Here is a 17,246-nt window from a genome sequence, read left to right as displayed (position 1 = left end):
GGACGAAAAACAATGGACATACTCGCTCTTTATCTTCGTTTTATAAAAATGTAGACATTTTTGTTGAGTGGCGATATTTTTGCTTCGCCTGCACTGATCCAGATCACACACTGGGCGGCGCCACCCACTTTTTCTGCCAGGACCTAGCCATGAACGCTTTTACGCAGATCGACGAACTTGTCATGCCGTTGCCACTCGAACCGCGGGGTTACACCATCGCCCCTTCGAAGCAGTCGCCGCGTCTGCTTGAACTGACCTTTGCCCGCGAGACCGTGGAGGCGTTCGTCAAGGCCGTGGCCGAATGGCCGGTACAGGCGTTGGAGTACAAGTCGTTCCTGCGTTTCCGGGTGGGCGAGATCCTGGATGAACTGTGCGAAGGCACGCTGCGCCCGGTATTGCTCAACACCATCCTCGACCGCGCCAGCGGCGGCATGCTGATCACCCCGGTCGGGCTGGATGACGTGAGCCAGGCCGAGGACATGGTCAAGTTCACCACCGCCTGCGCCCACCTGATCGGTCGCTCCAACTACGACGCCATGAGCGGCCAGTACTACGCCCGCTTCGTGGTGGTGAACAGCGACAACTCCGACAGCTACCTGCGCCAGCCACACCGCGTCATGGAGCTGCACAACGACGGCACCTTCGTGAACCAGATCACCGACTATGTGCTGATGCTGAAGATCGACGAAAAGAACATGGAAGGCGGTAATTCGCTGCTGCTGCACCTGGACGACTGGGCAGACTGCGACGCGTTCTTCCGCCACCCGATGGCGCGCCGCGAGATGCGCTGGACCGCGCCACCGAGCAAGAAAGTGGCCGAGGACGTGTTCCATTCGGTGTTCGATACCGATACCGAAGGCCGGCCGACCATGCGCTACATCGACCAGTTCGTGCAGCCGGAAAACTTCGAGGAAGGTATCTGGCTGAACGCCTTGTCCGAATCGCTGGAGGGCAGCGACAAGAAACTTTCCGTTCCGGTGGCGGTAGGCAGCTTCGTCTTGATCAATAATCTGTTCTGGCTCCACGGCCGCGACCGCTTCACCCCGCACGATGGCTTGCGCCGCGAGCTGATGCGCCAACGCGGCTATGTCGCCTTCCCCAAGCCGCTGTACCAGCGCGGCCAGTAAACACGGCGCGGGAGGTAACACTGTGTACGACTTCATCATCATCGGCGGTGGCATTGTGGGCATGTCCACTGCCATGCACCTGATCAAGGTGTACCCGGACGCCAAGATTCTCCTGTTGGAGAAAGAGTCCGGCCCGGCCCGCCACCAGACAGGGCACAACAGCGGCGTGATCCATGCCGGGGTGTACTACACCCCTGGCAGCCTCAAGGCGCGCTTCTGCCTGGAAGGCAACAAGGCGACCAAGGCCTTTTGCACCGAGCACGGCATCGCCTTCGATGAGTGTGGCAAGCTGCTGGTGGCCACCAACGACCTGGAAATGCAACGCATGAAGGCGTTGTGGGAGCGCACCGCGGCCAATGGCCTGGAGCGTGAATGGCTGTCTGCTGCCGAGCTGCATGAGCGCGAGCCCAACATCGTCGGCCTGGGCGGGATCTTTGTCCCCTCCAGCGGCATCGTCAATTACGCCGAGGTCACGGCGGCCATGGGCCGTCAGTTCCAGCGTGCCGGTGGCGAGATCCGCTACAGCGCCGAGGTGATTGGCCTGGAAGAGCGCGCCAGTGAAGTGATCGTGCGTACCCGCAGCGACGAGTTCCACAGCCGCTTCCTGGTCACCTGCTCGGGGCTGATGGCCGACCGCGTGGTGAGCATGCTGGGCATTCAGACCAATTTCGTGATTTGCCCGTTCCGCGGCGAGTACTACTTGCTGCCCAAGCAGCACAACCAGATCGTCAACCACCTGATCTACCCGATTCCGGACCCGTCCATGCCGTTTCTGGGCGTGCACCTGACGCGGATGATCGACGGTACCGTGACCGTCGGGCCAAACGCGGTACTGGCGATGAAGCGCGAAGGCTATCGCAAGTCCGACGTCAGCCTTGGCGACATGTTCCAGACCCTGACCACACCCGGCATCCTCAAGGTGCTGGCCAAGAACCTGCGGCCGGGCCTGATCGAGATGAAGAACTCGCTGTTCAAGGGCGGCTACCTCAAGCAGGTGCAGAAGTACTGCCCGAGCATCACCAAGGACGACCTCACGCCATACCCGGCGGGTGTGCGGGCACAGGCGGTGTCACGCGATGGCAAGCTCATCGACGACTTCCTCTTCGTCAACTCCGCGCGCAGCGTGAACGTGTGCAATGCGCCGTCGCCTGCCGCCACCTCTGCGATTCCGATCGGCGCCTACATCGTCGAGAAGGTCTGCGAACAAGTCAGCCGCCAAGGGGGCGGCTCGCTCAAGCCTGACTTGGCGGGCAAGCAGCGCGCTGCCAGCTGAGGCGGCAGCTAACCCCGGCGGATCTGCGTTTCGTTTTACTCAACCCGTCCTTGCCCTACTCACCATTTAGGGCAGGGCGGGCTTTTTCGCGCCCGCGTTCGCTAGCCATGCGTGCTGACGGCTTAGCGCGGGCATGACAAGAATAAGAAGGTAAGACCATGCAAACAGACAAGAACAATTTGAGTCATGGATTGAAATCGCGGCATGTCACCATGCTGTCCATTGCCGGGGTGATCGGCGCCGGCCTGTTCGTTGGCTCTGGGCGGGCCATCGCCGAAGCCGGGCCTGCAACCATCCTGGCCTATATCCTGGCCGGCGGGTTGGTGGTGCTGGTGATGCGCATGCTGGCGGAAATGGCAGTCGCTTCGCCCGACACCGGCTCGTTCTCCACCTATGCCGACCTTGCCATCGGCAAGTGGGCCGGCTACACCATCGGTTGGCTGTACTGGTGGTTCTGGGTGCTGATCATCCCCATCGAAGCCAACATTGCCGCCACCATCATCAACACTTACGTGCCGCAGATGGAGATCTGGGTATTGTCGTTGGTGATCACGCTGCTGCTGACCGCCACCAACCTGTTCAGCGTGAAAAACTACGGTGAATTCGAGTTCTGGCTGGCGCTGGTGAAGGTCATTGCCATCGTCGCCTTCATCATTCTGGGTGCCTGTGCCATTTTCGGCCTGCTGCCCAGCTCCGGTGTCAGCGGTGTTTCGCGCCTGTGGGATACCGGTGGGTTCATGCCCAACGGCTTTGGCGCGGTGCTCAGCGCCATGCTGATCACCATGTTCTCGTTCCTTGGGGCCGAGGTGGTGACCATTGCCGCTGCAGAGTCCGACGAGGCGGGCAAGCACATCTCCAAGGCCACCAACTCGGTGATCTGGCGGATCACGCTGTTCTACATCCTGTCGATCTTCATCGTCATCGCGCTGGTGCCCTGGACCGACCCACGGCTGGCCACTGAAGGCTCGTATGTCACGGTGCTGGATACGCTCGGCGTGCCGCATGCCAAGGCCATCATCGACTTCGTCGTGCTGACTTCGGTGACCAGCTGCCTGAACTCGTCGTTGTACACCGCCTCACGCATGGTCTATTCGTTGAGCCGCCGGGGTGACGCGCCGGCCTGTGCCCAGGTGACCAGCCGCAGCGGTACGCCGATTGTCGCGGTGCTGTTGTCCACCGGGGCGGCGTTCCTGGCGGTGATCGCCAACTACCTGGTGCCGGCCAAGGTGTTCGGCTTCCTAATGGCCAGCTCCGGCGCCATTGCCTTGCTGGTTTATCTGGTTATCGCCATTTCCCAGCTGCGCCTGCGCAAGCGCCTGACCGCCCAGGGCAAGACGCTGAGCTACCGCATGTGGCTGTTCCCGTGGCTGACCTGGGGCGTGATCCTGTTCATCAGCAGCGTGCTGGTGCTGATGCTGTTCCGCCCGGATCATCGCCTTGAAGTGGTTTCGACAATGGTGCTGGCGGTGTTCGTGGTGTGCTCGGGGTTGTTGATCACCCGCCGACGGGCGCGGGTGGCGCAAGGCAGTGCTGTGGGGCAGGGCGCCTAGGCGCCCGAAACACCCTGAACAGACGAACGTTGCATCACAGACGAGCAAGATCCATCAGGCTGTGAGAGGATGACCGCCACCTCCACGGCTCGGCCACAGGACCCCAGAACTCAAGCCTGATGAAGACTCCAAAAAGAATCGAACCCCTGATCGAAGACGGCCTGGTCGACGAAGTACTGCGACCTTTGATGAGCGGCAAGGAAGCAGCCGTCTACGTGGTGCGTTGCGGTACCCAAGTGCGCTGCGCCAAGGTCTACAAAGAAGCCAACAAACGTAGCTTCCGCCAGGCCGCCGAGTACCAGGAAGGCCGCAAGGTCCGCAACAGCCGCCAGGCCCGGGCCATGGCCAAAGGCTCCAAGTACGGCCGCAAAGAGGCCGAGGATGCCTGGCAGAACGCCGAAGTGGCGGCCCTGTTCCGCCTGGCCAGTGCCGGTGTCCGGGTGCCCAAGCCTTATGATTTCCAGGATGGCGTACTGTTGATGGAACTGGTGACGGACGCCGATGGCGATGCCGCGCCACGCCTTAACGACGTGCACCTGGAAGCCGACGAGGCTCGCGAGTTCCATGCGTTCGTCGTCCGCCAGATCGTGTTGATGCTGTGCGCGGGGCTGGTGCATGGTGACTTGTCCGAGTTCAACGTGTTGCTTGGCCCGGAAGGCCCGGTGATCATCGACTTGCCGCAGGCGGTGGATGCGGCCGGTAACAACCATGCGTTCAGCATGCTGCAACGTGATGTGGGCAACATGGCGCTGTACTTCGGCCGCTTCGCCCCCGAGCTCAAGAGCACCCGTTACGCGCAGGAAATGTGGGCGTTGTACGAGGCCGGCGAGTTGAAACCGGACAGCCCGCTGACCGGCGAGTATGAGGAGGATGACGAGGCTGCCGATGTGGATGGCGTGTTGCGTGAAATCGACGCCGCACGGCTCGACGACGCCCGCCGCCGGGCGGCGCTGGCCGATGCCGAGCGCGGCCCGGTCAAGGGCGAAGAACCGCCACCGCCCTGGTTGCAGTAAACAGTCACCCACAGGTACAGCGCCGCTTTTACCCAAAGCGCTGTACCTGATTGGCGCCCCCACCCCTGTGGGAGCGGGTTTACCCGCGAAGGGGCCGGCACACGCGCTGCAAACTCCCGCTATTACCCCCACCGCAAGACACAATCTCGTCATTCAGCCTTTTCACTGAAGCTCAACAGGCATATGGTGTACGCCGTCCATATTCCCTGGAGCTGTCATGTCCAACCGTTTCCCCTCCGTTCGTCCGCGCCGTCTGCGCCAGAACGAATCCCTGCGCTCGATCTTCCAGGAAACCGAGTTTCGCCTTGAAGACCTGATCCTGCCGATCTTCGTCGAAGAAGGCATTGACGATTTCGTGCCGATCACCAGCATGCCCGGCGTCAACCGCATCCCTGAAAAGCTGCTGGCGCAGGAAATCGAGCGCTACGCCCGCGCCGGCATCAAGTCGGTGATGACCTTTGGTGTCTCGCACCATCTGGACGAGGTTGGCAGTGACACCTGGAACGAAAACGGCCTGGTGGCGCGCATGGCGCGGATCTGCAAGGACACCGTGCCGGAAATGATCGTCATGTCCGACACCTGCTTCTGCGAATACACCAGCCATGGCCATTGCGGCGTGGTGCACGACCACGGTGTGGACAACGACGCCACCCTGGCCAACCTGGGCAAGCAGGCCGTGGTCGCGGCCGCAGCCGGTGCTGACTTCATCGCGCCATCGGCGGCGATGGACGGCCAGGTCCAGGCGATTCGCGGCGCTCTGGACGCCGCAGGCTTCCATGACACCGCCATCATGGCCTACTCGACCAAGTTCGCCTCGTCGCTCTATGGCCCCTTCCGCGAAGCGGGCGGCACTGCGCTCAAAGGCGACCGCAAGAGCTACCAGATGAACCCGATGAACCGCCGCGAAGCCGTGCGCGAATCGTTGCTCGACGAGCAGGAAGGGGCCGATGTGCTGATGGTCAAGCCGGCCGGTGCCTACCTGGACGTGATCGCCGACATCCGCGCGGCCTCGCGCCTGCCGCTGGCGGCGTATCAGGTCAGTGGCGAGTACGCGATGATCAAGTTCGGCGGCCTCGCCGGTGCCATCGACGAAGGGCGCGTGGTACGTGAGAGCATCGGTGCCATCAAGCGCGCCGGTGCCGACCTGATCCTGACTTACTTCGCCATGGACCTGGCCCGCGAAGGCATCTGATCAGTAAAAGGTATTCGCGGCCCTCCAAGGGCCGCCAATACCCGCAGATGGCCTCTAGCCACAAAAAATTTACTAAGCGCTGAATTATTTTGTGTCCCTTTGTCTCTGATGCCATAGAGCATTCAGTGACAAGGAAATGGGCATGAAATCTCGCAAGAAAAGCGTCAAGCCAATTGGCTTGAAAGATATCACCATCGTCGACGACGCCAAGATGCGCAAAGCGATCACCGCTGCCGCACTGGGCAACGCCATGGAGTGGTTCGACTTCGGCGTTTATGGCTTCGTCGCCTACGCGCTCGGCAAGGTGTTCTTCCCCAACGCCGACCCCAGTGTGCAAATGATCGCCGCCCTGGCGACGTTCTCGGTACCGTTTCTGATTCGCCCGCTGGGTGGGTTGTTCTTCGGTGCCCTGGGCGACAAGTTCGGCCGGCAGAAGATTCTCGCCGCGACCATCGTGATCATGTCGTTGAGCACCTTTGCCATCGGCCTGATACCGTCTTACGCCACTATCGGCATCTGGGCGCCCATCCTGCTGTTGCTGGCCAAGATGGCCCAGGGCTTTTCGGTGGGCGGTGAATACACCGGGGCGTCGATTTTCGTCGCCGAGTACGCACCCGACCGCAAACGCGGCTTCCTCGGCAGCTGGCTGGATTTCGGCTCGATCGCAGGCTTTGTGCTCGGCGCAGGCGTGGTGGTGTTGATTTCCACCGTGCTGGGCGAGGAGAAGTTCCTTGAGTGGGGCTGGCGCCTGCCGTTCTTCCTGGCCCTGCCGCTGGGCATCATTGGTCTCTACCTGCGCCACGCACTGGAAGAAACACCGGCGTTCCAGCAACACGTCGAGAAGCTTGAGCAGGGCGACCGCGAAGGCCTGGCCTCCGGCCCCAAGGTGTCGTTCAAGGAAGTCGCCACCCAACACTGGCGCAGCCTGGTGACTTGCATTGGCGTGGTGATCGCCACCAACGTCACGTACTACATGCTGCTCACCTACATGCCCAGCTACCTGTCGCATAACCTGCATTACAGCGAAGACCACGGGGTGCTGATCATCATCGCGATCATGGTCGGCATGCTGTTCGTGCAACCGATCATCGGCCTGCTCAGCGACAAGTTCGGCCGCCGGCCTTTCATCATGGTCGGCAGTGTCGGCCTGTTCGCGCTGGCCATCCCGGCCTTCATGCTGATCAACAGCGGCGCGCTCGGGCTGATCTTTGCCGGGCTGTTGATCATTGCGGTGCTGCTGAACTTCTTCATCGGCGTGATGGCGTCGACGTTGCCGGCGATGTTCCCCACGCATATCCGCTACAGCGCGTTGGCCAGTGCCTTCAACATCTCGGTGCTGATCGCGGGGCTTACCCCGACCTTGGCGGCCTGGCTGGTGGAAAGCACCGGCAACCTGTACATGCCGGCGTACTACCTGATGGTGATCGCGGCCATCGGCCTGATCACTGGCCTGACCATGAAAGAGACCGCCAACAAGCCGCTGCGCGGCGCAGCGCCTGCCGCGTCGGACATCGATGAAGCGCGCGAGCTGTTGCAGGAGCACCACGACAATATCGAGCAGAAGATCGAGGACATCGACACGCAGATCGCCGAGCTTGAGGCCAAGCGCAAATTGCTGGTGCAGCAACACCCGCGCATCGATTAAGGGACGGGCCGAGGGTTTTTCGGCGCTACCCGCAGCGTTTGATCAACGCGGCATGTAGCCGCGTTGCCAAGAGCGCGGAATGAACCGTGTCACCAAGGCCAGCAGGCACGCCAGCGCGCAACTGCCTGCCAGCGCCTGCAGGCCCAGTTGGTGCTCAAGCCAGGCGCCCAGTGCGGCGCCCAGCAGCATGCCAGCCCAAGGCACCAGCTGTACCCGCCAGCCGTTGCGCCGCTCGCCCAGCAACCAGCGCCCCAAGCCGCGGCCGAAGCGGGACAGGGCGCCGGTGACATAGGTCAGGCCGATCGGCAGGCCATTCACTTGTTCAACCACGGCATTGATCATGCCCATCGCCAGCGTCGCTGCCAGCAGCGCCGGAAAGGTCGCGGGCAGCGGCCAGGCCGTCGCCATGCCAAGCAGAACGGCGACCACCAGCAGCACCGGCCAGGCGCGGCGTCGGCAAGCCCGGGCCAGTATCACCCCCAGCGCATTGCCTGCGACAAAGCCGAGCACCGCGCCACTCAGGCGCAGCACCATGGCCAGGTCCGCCTCGCTGATGGCCACTGCCAGACGGGTGGTGTTGCCACTCATGAACGACACGAAATCACCCAGCGCCAGCAGGCCGATAGCATCCGTCATGCCAGCCAGCACCGACAGCGCGGCAACCAGCCCCAGGCCCACGCGACCGCGCAGGGCCTGCAGCTTGAGCCGTCGTGCGTTGCGGGCGGGCAGTGCGTTGGGCAGCATGCTCAGCGCAGCAGTGTTTCGCGGGCCAGCGTGCCCTTGAGCGTTCGCTCGACCACATCGACCAGCACCATGGTCTGGTGGTCCACTTCGATGTTGAGCAGCTCGCCAGCCTTGTAATGGGCGAAGGTGGTCTGGCGCAAGGTCTCGGGGATCAGGTTGATGGTGATGACATTGTCATCGACATCGGCGACGGTCAGGCTGCAACCGTTGACCCCCAGGAAGCCGCGGGGGAATACGTACTTGGCCCATTGCGCTGGCATGCGGAAACGGATGAACGCACCGGTCTCTTCGATCACCTGTTCGACGATCTCGGCGGTGGTGGCGATGTGCCCGGCCATCAGGTGGCCGCCAACCTCGGCGTTCATCTTCGCTGAGCGCTCGATGTTCACGCTTTGGCCGGCCGTCAGGCAGCGCAGGTTGGTGCGTTCGAGGGTGGCATTCATGGCGTCGAACTTCACCTGGGTGCCGTCGATCTCGGTGACTGACAGGCACGTGCCCTCGACACTGACGCTGGCGCCGATCTTGAGGTCGTCGAGCAGTTCAGGGGTGAGGTCGACGGTGAACTGCCGGTGGCCTGGGTAAGGGGTCACAGCAAGCAGCGGGCGAACGGCCTGGACGATGCCGGTGTACATGGAAATTGCTCCTGGGCACGGGAAAATGAAGTCCCCCGGAAACTATGCCTCTGAAGCGGTAAAAGCAAGGCGGCCGCCGCCCTTCAAACATGCCCGCTGCTGCTCACGATGCGCAGGCACAGCGCCTCGTACGGCTCCAGGTTGACCATCAAGCGCCCATCTTCGGTCAAATCCCCCTCGACTGTCTCGTTGATCATGTCCACCACCGTTCCCGGTGTGAAGCCGGTCAAAAGCAGCTCCTCGGCAATGACCGTCTGGCCAAAGTTCAGTGCGCTGATCTGGATGCCGCGCCCCGCTGGCAGCTCGTGCACCATCACCAGCAACCCAGGGCTGCTGACCTCGGGCACCAGCACTTGGCGGCTGGTGGCGATGCCATAGGCCTGGCGCACGGCCAGCAGTTTTTTCACCTTGCTGGCGAATGAGTCGCTGCTCTCGAGCTGGCTGTCGAGGCTGCCGTAGAGCGCCCGCGCCCGGGGCATGCCGCGCACCGACGCCTCAGCGTCGGGGGCGAGCCCGGCCAGGTCGTAGCCGCCACGGTGGATCCAGCGGGTGTCGCCATCGAGCATCCGTTCGGCCACCGCCTCGGCAGGCAAGGGCAGGGCGCCGACCAGGTCCCAGCCGGACAGTGCGACCACGCCGGGCTGCATGGCGTTGTACATCACCAGCAGCAGGTGGATTTTTTGGATGCGCTCGATATCCGCTGCGTCGATCTGCTCAAGGTCGCGGATACCCAGCGCGGCGGTGATCAGGCTGGCAGTGGTGCAACTGATGCCATTGGTGACGAAGCGCAAGTTGTAGGGGGCATGTTCGCCAGACAGGCGCTCATAGATTTCTTCGCGTATGTGCTCGCGCAAGATACTGCCAGGCAGGGTCTGGCCCTTGAACAGGTACATGTCGTGGGCATGCAGGGTCCAGAAGTGCACCAGTTCGACGGTCAGCTCGTCATGGTTTTGCAGGGCGTGGATCAAGGAAGCCGGGTCGATGCCAAACGCGTGCATTTCCTTGAGCATCAGGCGCAGGAACTCGGTGTCGCCGGTCAGCAGTGCATGCTGGTAGGCGGGGCGGGTGATGAAGTCATAGGACAGATCGGCGCCGCCCGTGGACATCTGGGCTATGTCGTCGATTGTCAGGTTAAGCTCCTGAAAGCTGAACCCGCCCGCCTTGCGAATCATGCCGCCAATCAACTGGTTGCCGACGATCGACAGCGGGTGGCTTTCGGACCACGCGGTGCCCTGGAGCCGCGTTTCCACCCCGAGAAAACCATTGGCATCCAGGCGCAGGCCCCGCGCGCCCAGGCAGTCCAGCGCATGCAGGGCATCCCCGATGATCATCTGCTGGGCGGCGAAGGTTGGGTCGAGCCAGTTGAGCGACGGCTGCCCTTCCTTGAAGTAGTGCAGGTACACCCAGCGCCGGGTCTTGCCATCGACGCCGGTGATGGGCGGGGTGACGCTCCAGTCGGTCTCCTTGACCCCAGGCTCGAAGAAGATCACCCGCTGCAACTGGCCGACGATGTAGTGGCGGGCCTTGAGCTCGTCGCACACAGCCGGCAATAGGTTGACCGCATCACGGCCTGCGGGCACCTCGGGTAGCAGCGGCCAGTCTTCCTCGCGCACTTCGACCATGTGGTAGAGCCCAGGGTAGGCCCCGTGGGCCAGCTCAGCCAGGCGGAAGTCGGCACCTTTGCCGGTGTGCGAAGGGATCAGGTCATCGATGGTCACAGCGTTGTGCGCAGCGGCCATGCGGCTCATCTGGATCAAGTCCTGCTCGCTGCCGTAGAGCGGGTCGATGTCAAAGCTGATGCGGTCGAAGTTACCGTCCACGCTGGGGGTAAACTCGCGGCCACGCACGCCGCCGGACTGTTTGATCGGGCCAGTGTGCACGCCTTGTATGCCAATTTCCGACAAACGCTTCCACAGCGCCTCGTGGGCCAAGGCCGCCAGCACCGAGCCGCCCTCCGGGGCAATGATGGCGTCTGGGTAGACCGTCAGCCACACCGAGGCGATTTCAGTGGCGCGGCGGGGCTGGGCTTCGGCGTAGGGGTTCTGCCATAGGCGCGATTGCCCCGAATACAGGCGGGCCCGTTCCTGGGAGGCCTTGAGCATGGAACGGTCTTCGAGCCACTTGATGTATGACGGGTCGGGTTGGGTCATCTCGCGTCCTCTCTGCGTGTCGGCACCGGCCACAGTTATGACGGCGTTGCAGGCGGAACGTTCGGATCAGGTCTACGCCTCCTGCACGTTTTGTGTGTAGGAGCGGCCTTGCGTCGCGAAAGGGGTGCGAAGCAGCCCCCGACTTTGGCGTCGCCGCACATATTGTTGGGGCCGCGTTGCGGCCCTTTCGCGACGCAAGGCCGCTCCTACAGGGGACGCGTATTCCGTGAGGTCGGCAACCCAGCGGTTCAACGCCGCGCCGACAACTGCTGCGGTGCCAGAAATGCACCATGAAAGTAGTTGCGCAACGCCTGCATCGCCGGGCTGAACGCCCGCTCGCGATGCCAGGCCAGGCCCACGCTCATCGGCGTGACCGGGTCGCTGATGGTCACCGTCTCGATCCGTTTGCCCTCCAGCGACCAGGGCCTGTGCACCAAATCAGAGAGGATCGCCACGCCGCTGCCATTGGCGACCATGCTGCGCACAGCCTCCACCGAGCTGGTCCGCACGCGCACGCTGGGCCGCTGCCCGGCCTGCTCCCAGTAACGCATGGCACTTTGTTCGGCTTCGTCCACGGTCAGCAGAATGAACGGTTCGCTGGCCACATCGGCCAGGCTCACCGCCGAGCGCTCGCACAGCGGGTGGTGGCCGGGCAGCCACAGCCGGCGCTCGGAGTTGAACAGGGTTTCCGAGACGATATCCGGGTGGGTGAGGTTGGCGGTGAGCACCACCGCCATGTCGAAGCGCCCCTCCAGCAGCCCTTGCTCGATCGCGCTGCGCTCCTGCTCATGCACTTCCAGGGTCACGTCCGGGTGCCAGTGTTCGAGGCGTTGCAGGTGGTGTGGCAAGAAGTAGCCAATCACCGTATAGCTCGCCGCCAGGCGCAGCAGGCCGCTGGCGCGCACGTCTGGCAGCGGGCTGTTCAGCGCATCGTCGACGCTGCGCAAAATCACGTAGGCGCGGTTCAGAAAGTGCCGGCCCGCCTCGGTCAGGCTCATGCCCTGGGCCGAGCGCTGGAACAGCAGCACGCCGAGCATCGCCTCGAGTTCCTTGATTGCGGTGGTCACCGCCGACTGGGAAATGTTCAGGTGGATCGCCGCCTGTGAAATCTGGCCGATCTCGGCAGTGGCGACGAAGTAGCGGACCTGGCGCAGGGTCAATGACACGGTTGGCTCCCGGTGTATCTGATTTTCAGAAGACACCCTATCTGTTTATAGATCTTCCCAAGGGGGTGTGGAAAATCTAACGTGGCTTGCATGCAGTCACAAGTGCCAGGAGATACGTTCATGCAGGTGGTGGATTTCAATTCGGACATGGGTGAGGGCTTCGGCCCGTGGACCATCGGTGATGGCGTCGACAACGAGCTGATGGCTTTTATCAGCTCGGCCAACATCGCCACCGGCTTCCATGCCGGCGACCCCGGCACCATGCGCCGCACCGTCGAGCGAGCCAAGGCGCTGGGCGTGGGCGTCGGTGCACACCCAGGCTTTCGTGACCTGGTCGGTTTCGGCCGCCGGCACATCAATGCCACCGCCCAGGAGCTGGTCGACGACATCCTCTACCAGCTGGGTGCGCTGCGTGAAATCGCCCGTGCGCAAGGTATGACCTTGCAGCACATCAAGCCCCACGGCGCGTTGTACATGCACCTGGCGCGCGATGAGGTGGCGGCCCGGCTGCTGGTGCAGAACCTGCGCGTGGTCGAGCCGCAATTGTTGTTGTACTGCATGCCAGGCTCGGTGATCTGCCGTATTGCCCAAGAACTTGGCCAGCCGGTGGTGCGCGAGTTCTATGCCGACCGCGAGTACGATATGAGCGGCTCCATCGTGTTCACCCGCAACGTGCGCGGCTACCAACCCGAGGCCGTCGCCGAGCGCGTGCTGCGCGCTTGCCAGCAAGGCCTGGTGCGCACGGTCGAGGGGCAGGACCTGGCCATCACGTTCGATTCCATTTGCCTGCACAGCGATACCCCCGGCGCGCTCGACCTGGTCGAGGCAACGCGCAAGGCGCTGGATCAGGCCGGTATCGAGGTGCGTGCGCCACGCTGAGTTTTACCGGCACCTGGCGCACCTAGGCCGGGGCCGCTACATCGATTTGATTTCGCCTGCCTTTCTATAAAGATTCCAAGAAAAGGAACAGTCATGGCCGAGCCGGTTGCTTCTACCCCGATCCGCTACAGCTTCGGTGCCGACGAGCACCTGTTTGCCGAAGTCAGTGACAGCATGTCGCTGGAGGCCTTTTTCAAAGGCATGGCCGTCACCCGCGCGGTGGAACGGCTTGGCCTGGAGGGCGTCCTCGACGTGTGCCTGGCCAACGCGTCGTTCCAGATCCGCTTCGACCCTGACCGTATTGCCCCCGAGGCCCTGCTCGAAGCCGTACGCGGCGCCGAGGCAGAGGCGGTGGCCGAGCGCTCGCTGCACACCCGCATCATCGAAATCCCGGTGCTGTACAACGACCCTTGGACCCACGAAACCCTGATGCGTTTTCGCGATCGCCACCAGGACCCGAGCAGCACCGACCTTGAGTATGCGGCGCGGGTCAACGGCCTGGCCGATGTCGAGGCGTTCATCGCTGCCCACAGCGGCGCGCCCTGGTTCGTGTCGATGGTCGGCTTCGTCGCCGGCCTGCCGTTCATGTTCCAGATGGTCGAGCGCGAGCGGCAACTGCAGGTGCCCAAGTACCTGCGCCCACGCACCGACACGCCCAAGCTGACCCTCGGCCATGGCGGTTGCTTCGGTTGCATCTACTCGGTGCGCGGGGCGGGGGGCTACCAGATGTTTGGCGTCACCCCGGCACCGATCTACGACCCGCAGCAGACGCTGGCCTACCTCAAGGCGCACATGGTGTTCTTCCGCCCGGGTGACATCGTGCAGTTCAAGCCGATCGACCGCCGCGCCTATGACCAGGCGGTGGCGGATGTGGAAGACGGTTGCTTCAACCTGCGCATTCGTCCGGTGGCGTTCTCCCTGGATTCCTTCCTCGCCGACCCAGTCGGCTACCCCAAGACGCTGCAAGAGGTGCTGGCATGATCAAGGTACTCAAACCCGGCCTGGCCACCTCGGTACAGGACCTCGGTCGCGAGGGCTATTACCACCTGGGCATTCCGCCTTCCGGGGCGCTTGACCAGTACGCTTTGAGCGCAGCCAACCATCTGGTCGGCAACCCGGCAGGCGCCGCGGGGCTTGAATGCGCGCTGGTGGGCCCAGAACTTGAGTTCCAGCAGGATGCGCTGGTGGCAGTGTGCGGCGCGCAGATGCCGGCATTGCTCGACGGCCGTGAGCAGCGCCCCGACACCGCGTTCGCGGTCAGGGCAGGGCAGGTGTTGCGCTTCGGTTTCCCCACGGCGGGTGCCCGGGCGTACCTGGCCGTCGCCGGAGGTATCGATGTGCCCGAGGTGCTCGGCAGCCGATCGACCTACGCGCTGGGGGCCTTGGGTGGGCACCATGGGCGAAAGTTGCTGGCAGGCGATGTGCTGCCAGTCGGTGTGCCCAGCGGCAAGACCCGCGCCGGCGCAAGCCTGCCGATGGCGTTGCGACAGTCGCTGGGTGGCGAAGTGGTGTTGCGGGTGGTCCCAGGCTTGTATTTCCATCGCCTGACCGACGCAGCAGCGCAGCGCTTCTTTACCGAGGCGTGGACCGTCGGCTCCGAGGCAGACCGAATCGGCTACCGCTACAAAGGCGGCAGCCCATTGAGTTTCCAGCCGCGTGAGCAGCCGTTTGGCGCCGGCTCGGACCCCTCGAACATCGTCGACAGCTGCTACCCGATCGGCTCGATCCAGGTGCCGGCGGGGCTGGAGCCGATCATTCTGCACCGCGATGCGGTGTCCGGAGGCGGGTACGCCATGATCGGCACCGTGATCAGTGCCGACCTGGACCTGGTCGGGCAGATGCAGCCTAATCAGCAGGCGCGGTTTTTGCCGGTGAGCCTGGAGCAGGCGTTGGAGGCGCGGCGGTCGTATAAGAAGAAGCTGGGGTGTGTTGCTAGGCTGTTTGGCTGATGGTGGTGTGGGGTGGAGCATTTTTGTGATGCTCCACTGTCCGATAATTGGGCGCTATTGTTGCTGCTTTTTTCGCATATCTAAATTGTGGTGCGCGACCGGGTTGACATTTCATCGGTACACGTACATTGACGTTATGGAGAACAGTCTGATCAGCTCTCAATTTTTATCTCGGGAACGGCGGCAACAGACATACTGACGGGGTGTCTGTTGTTCGCTTGCTCCACTTGGACTGGTTGACTCAGCGATGGACGCTGCCGTGTGATGCGCTGGCAATAAAGGTGGCGCAGCACGCGGTTTTCATGCCGTCAAGGGCGACGGGTACTCCGTTGACGCGGTACGTGTCACTGCCTTCGATGATAGGGAACTCGTCTTTGCACAGAGGGCAGAGAACCTTATTGCCTTTGCCGGCCATGGGTTTTCTGTAGAGTTTGGTGTGCGGGATGCTCTCGATCACTTGCCCGTCATGATTGGTTGTGTCGCCTAAACGAACTACGATGCTCATTTTTGGTTACTCATCTGACTGGTTTTCATATGGTATGCCTTATGTTGTCGGTCTTGGGTTTTGGTGGTATTTATACCCTGTCTTGGTTAGCGGTGATACTTTGGTTGCTTATTGGGTTAGGATTACATAAAGATCTATTCTTGCTGTTGTATCGATTGTGTTCATGTTGTAAATCGCACTTAGGTCACTGGGTTACTTGTCGATGATGATGTCGGCTTCAATCATCCAGGATGATGGGGGTGGGTTTTAGGATCCGCAATAGCGTAATTGAGTTGTTTAGTATTTGTTGTCTGGAAGGTGTGGGTGTGCGGGAAAAGTCGGATGGTGAATTGTTGTTAAAATATTCATGGAGTGCTGCTCGTAAGTGCGCAGGCTTGACTTGAATGATCAATCGTTTTTCTCTGCTCTTTCAAACTCATTAAGTGTAATAAGTTTATTTATGTGTATAATTGTTTCAATTATTTCTTCTGTGATTGGCGGGGCATCATTTTTTCTGCCTCTTGAGGTTCGGTTGTCGGGGTCCTAGTTTGTGTGTTTGGTTTGACGTTAAATCTGATTAAGTCAGTGTCTGCAAACATAATGTGACATCGTGACTCTTTGGCGCTCAACCCAGCCCCGCATGCCCTTGGGGCACATTTTTCGCCAGTAGGACCTTTATGGGTTGTGGGGCTAGTAGCGTTTAAAGACGTTGTATTTTTGTCATAGAGTATTTAAGATTTTATCCAGTTCTGCTGCTGCTGGAGGATTGATTTCATCCAGTTTAAGATGTCCTTCCGCTCTGATAAGATTTTTGATTGTTAAGAATTTTTCTTCTCCAAGGTGTGCTTTCCAAGCATTAAGGAAATCTAGTCGAGATGAAAAGTTTTTTATTTTCATGAATGTTAAATACGGTGCATCATCAATTCCATCCATCAGTGATTTTATATAGTTATCCCATTCTGATGCGGTTTCGGACCACGCATCTTCCCAGTCATAAACGTGCGATTTTCTTTCGAGCCCAATAGATTCGATTTCCGCAATTATCTCTAGTGTTTCATTTGTTATTGTTGAGTCTATTTCATCTGTGGTGAGCCAATATAGGTGGCTGGCGATTGAGCTTATTGTATGAAGTGCGGTGCTTAGTGAGTCTGTTATGCCTTCAAGGATTTCAATATATTCTGTTAATTTTTTTAAAGTGGCTTCCGGTATATTTTTTTCTCTTGCCATTTTGAAAAAGACCTCTTGCGTGCTGCGCTGTCTATGGAAAGAAAAGTCGGCGTACAAGTAGTAGTTTTTTTCGCCATTCATTATTGTCTTTACTGAGTGGCGAGCTATTTCTTTGATCGAATTTAGTTCGACTTTGTCTGAGCTTTCTAGTACTTCAGCAGCAAGGCAGTCTGTACTTAACAGGAAAATCAATTCGTCAAATGTCTTGGCCATTT

The 17,246-nt window shown here is 61.0% G+C and carries 15 protein-coding genes; 9 read left to right on the top strand and 6 right to left on the bottom strand.

From position 1 onward, the window contains the following. Window positions 1-149 precede the first annotated feature (149 nt). The 6 genes from glaH (at window position 150) to proP (ending at window position 7,800) form a co-directional block, all read left to right on the top strand. Window positions 150-1,127, top strand: a complete 978-nt coding sequence (glaH, locus tag AB7M33_RS24815; protein WP_454243886.1) for a glutarate dioxygenase GlaH — start codon at window positions 150-152, stop codon at window positions 1,125-1,127. A gap of 22 nt (window positions 1,128-1,149) precedes the next feature. Further along, window positions 1,150-2,400 carry an L-2-hydroxyglutarate oxidase gene (lhgO, locus tag AB7M33_RS24810; protein WP_027593507.1) on the top strand — a complete coding sequence of 417 codons (1,251 nt, stop codon included), beginning with the start codon at window positions 1,150-1,152 and terminating at the stop codon, window positions 2,398-2,400. A 158-nt stretch (window positions 2,401-2,558) separates the two neighbouring features. Further along, window positions 2,559-3,950: a GABA permease gene (gene gabP / locus AB7M33_RS24805; protein ID WP_027593506.1), complete on the top strand. Its 1,392-nt coding sequence runs from the start codon at window positions 2,559-2,561 to the stop codon at window positions 3,948-3,950. A 119-nt stretch (window positions 3,951-4,069) separates the two neighbouring features. After that, window positions 4,070-4,963 carry a PA4780 family RIO1-like protein kinase gene (locus tag AB7M33_RS24800; protein ID WP_027593505.1) on the top strand — a complete coding sequence of 298 codons (894 nt, stop codon included), beginning with the start codon at window positions 4,070-4,072 and terminating at the stop codon, window positions 4,961-4,963. 217 nt (window positions 4,964-5,180) lie between these two features. Beyond that, window positions 5,181-6,155 carry a porphobilinogen synthase gene (hemB, locus tag AB7M33_RS24795; RefSeq protein ID WP_027593504.1) on the top strand — a complete coding sequence of 325 codons (975 nt, stop codon included), beginning with the start codon at window positions 5,181-5,183 and terminating at the stop codon, window positions 6,153-6,155. Window positions 6,156-6,297: 142 nt separating this feature from the next. Next, the gene (proP, locus tag AB7M33_RS24790; protein ID WP_027593503.1) at window positions 6,298-7,800 is read left to right on the top strand and encodes a glycine betaine/L-proline transporter ProP; all 1,503 of its coding nucleotides are present in this window, start codon (window positions 6,298-6,300) and stop codon (window positions 7,798-7,800) included. A 42-nt stretch (window positions 7,801-7,842) separates the two neighbouring features. On the opposite strand, the gene AB7M33_RS24785 is transcribed toward proP, so the two are convergent. The 4 genes from AB7M33_RS24785 to AB7M33_RS24770 form a co-directional block, all read right to left on the bottom strand. Further along, window positions 7,843-8,544, bottom strand: coding sequence for a YoaK family protein (locus AB7M33_RS24785; protein WP_454243885.1), 702 nt, complete (start codon window positions 8,542-8,544; stop codon window positions 7,843-7,845). Between the two features lie 2 nt (window positions 8,545-8,546). Next, entirely contained in the window at window positions 8,547-9,176 is a 630-nt protein-coding gene (locus AB7M33_RS24780; protein ID WP_186680111.1) for a riboflavin synthase subunit alpha, read from the bottom strand. Window positions 9,177-9,259: 83 nt separating this feature from the next. After that, window positions 9,260-11,326, bottom strand: a complete 2,067-nt coding sequence (gene treS / locus AB7M33_RS24775; RefSeq protein WP_265968907.1) for a maltose alpha-D-glucosyltransferase — start codon at window positions 11,324-11,326, stop codon at window positions 9,260-9,262. Window positions 11,327-11,574: 248 nt separating this feature from the next. Continuing rightward, window positions 11,575-12,492: a LysR family transcriptional regulator gene (locus tag AB7M33_RS24770; protein WP_027593499.1), complete on the bottom strand. Its 918-nt coding sequence runs from the start codon at window positions 12,490-12,492 to the stop codon at window positions 11,575-11,577. A 120-nt stretch (window positions 12,493-12,612) separates the two neighbouring features. Between AB7M33_RS24770 and AB7M33_RS24765 the strand changes: the two genes are divergently transcribed. The 3 genes from AB7M33_RS24765 to AB7M33_RS24755 all read left to right on the top strand — a co-directional run bounded on the left by AB7M33_RS24765 (window position 12,613) and on the right by AB7M33_RS24755 (window position 15,320). Continuing rightward, complete coding sequence (locus AB7M33_RS24765) at window positions 12,613-13,371, top strand: 5-oxoprolinase subunit PxpA (RefSeq protein WP_454244257.1); 759 nt, start codon at window positions 12,613-12,615, stop codon at window positions 13,369-13,371. A 93-nt stretch (window positions 13,372-13,464) separates the two neighbouring features. Then, complete coding sequence (locus tag AB7M33_RS24760) at window positions 13,465-14,352, top strand: 5-oxoprolinase subunit B family protein (RefSeq protein WP_454243884.1); 888 nt, start codon at window positions 13,465-13,467, stop codon at window positions 14,350-14,352. Further along, a complete protein-coding gene (locus tag AB7M33_RS24755) occupies window positions 14,349-15,320 on the top strand; it encodes a 5-oxoprolinase subunit C family protein (protein WP_027593496.1) in 972 nt (323 codons plus the stop codon). Before AB7M33_RS24760 ends, AB7M33_RS24755 begins: the two co-directional genes overlap by 4 nt. 241 nt (window positions 15,321-15,561) lie before the next feature. Here the strand turns inward: AB7M33_RS24755 and AB7M33_RS24750 are convergent, their stop codons facing one another. Both AB7M33_RS24750 and AB7M33_RS24745 read right to left on the bottom strand, forming a co-directional pair. Continuing rightward, on the bottom strand, window positions 15,562-15,825 hold the full coding sequence (locus AB7M33_RS24750; protein ID WP_454243883.1) for a PAAR domain-containing protein: 264 nt from the start codon (window positions 15,823-15,825) through the stop codon (window positions 15,562-15,564). Between the two features lie 699 nt (window positions 15,826-16,524). Next, complete coding sequence (locus AB7M33_RS24745; protein WP_265968909.1) at window positions 16,525-17,244, bottom strand: hypothetical protein; 720 nt, start codon at window positions 17,242-17,244, stop codon at window positions 16,525-16,527. Between the last annotated feature and the right edge of the window lie 2 nt (window positions 17,245-17,246).

Source organism: Pseudomonas sp. Y3 TE3536 (assembly GCF_053629175.1).
The sequence above is the reverse complement of the archived record's forward strand: the minus strand, read 5'-3'. Positions and strand labels throughout refer to the sequence as shown.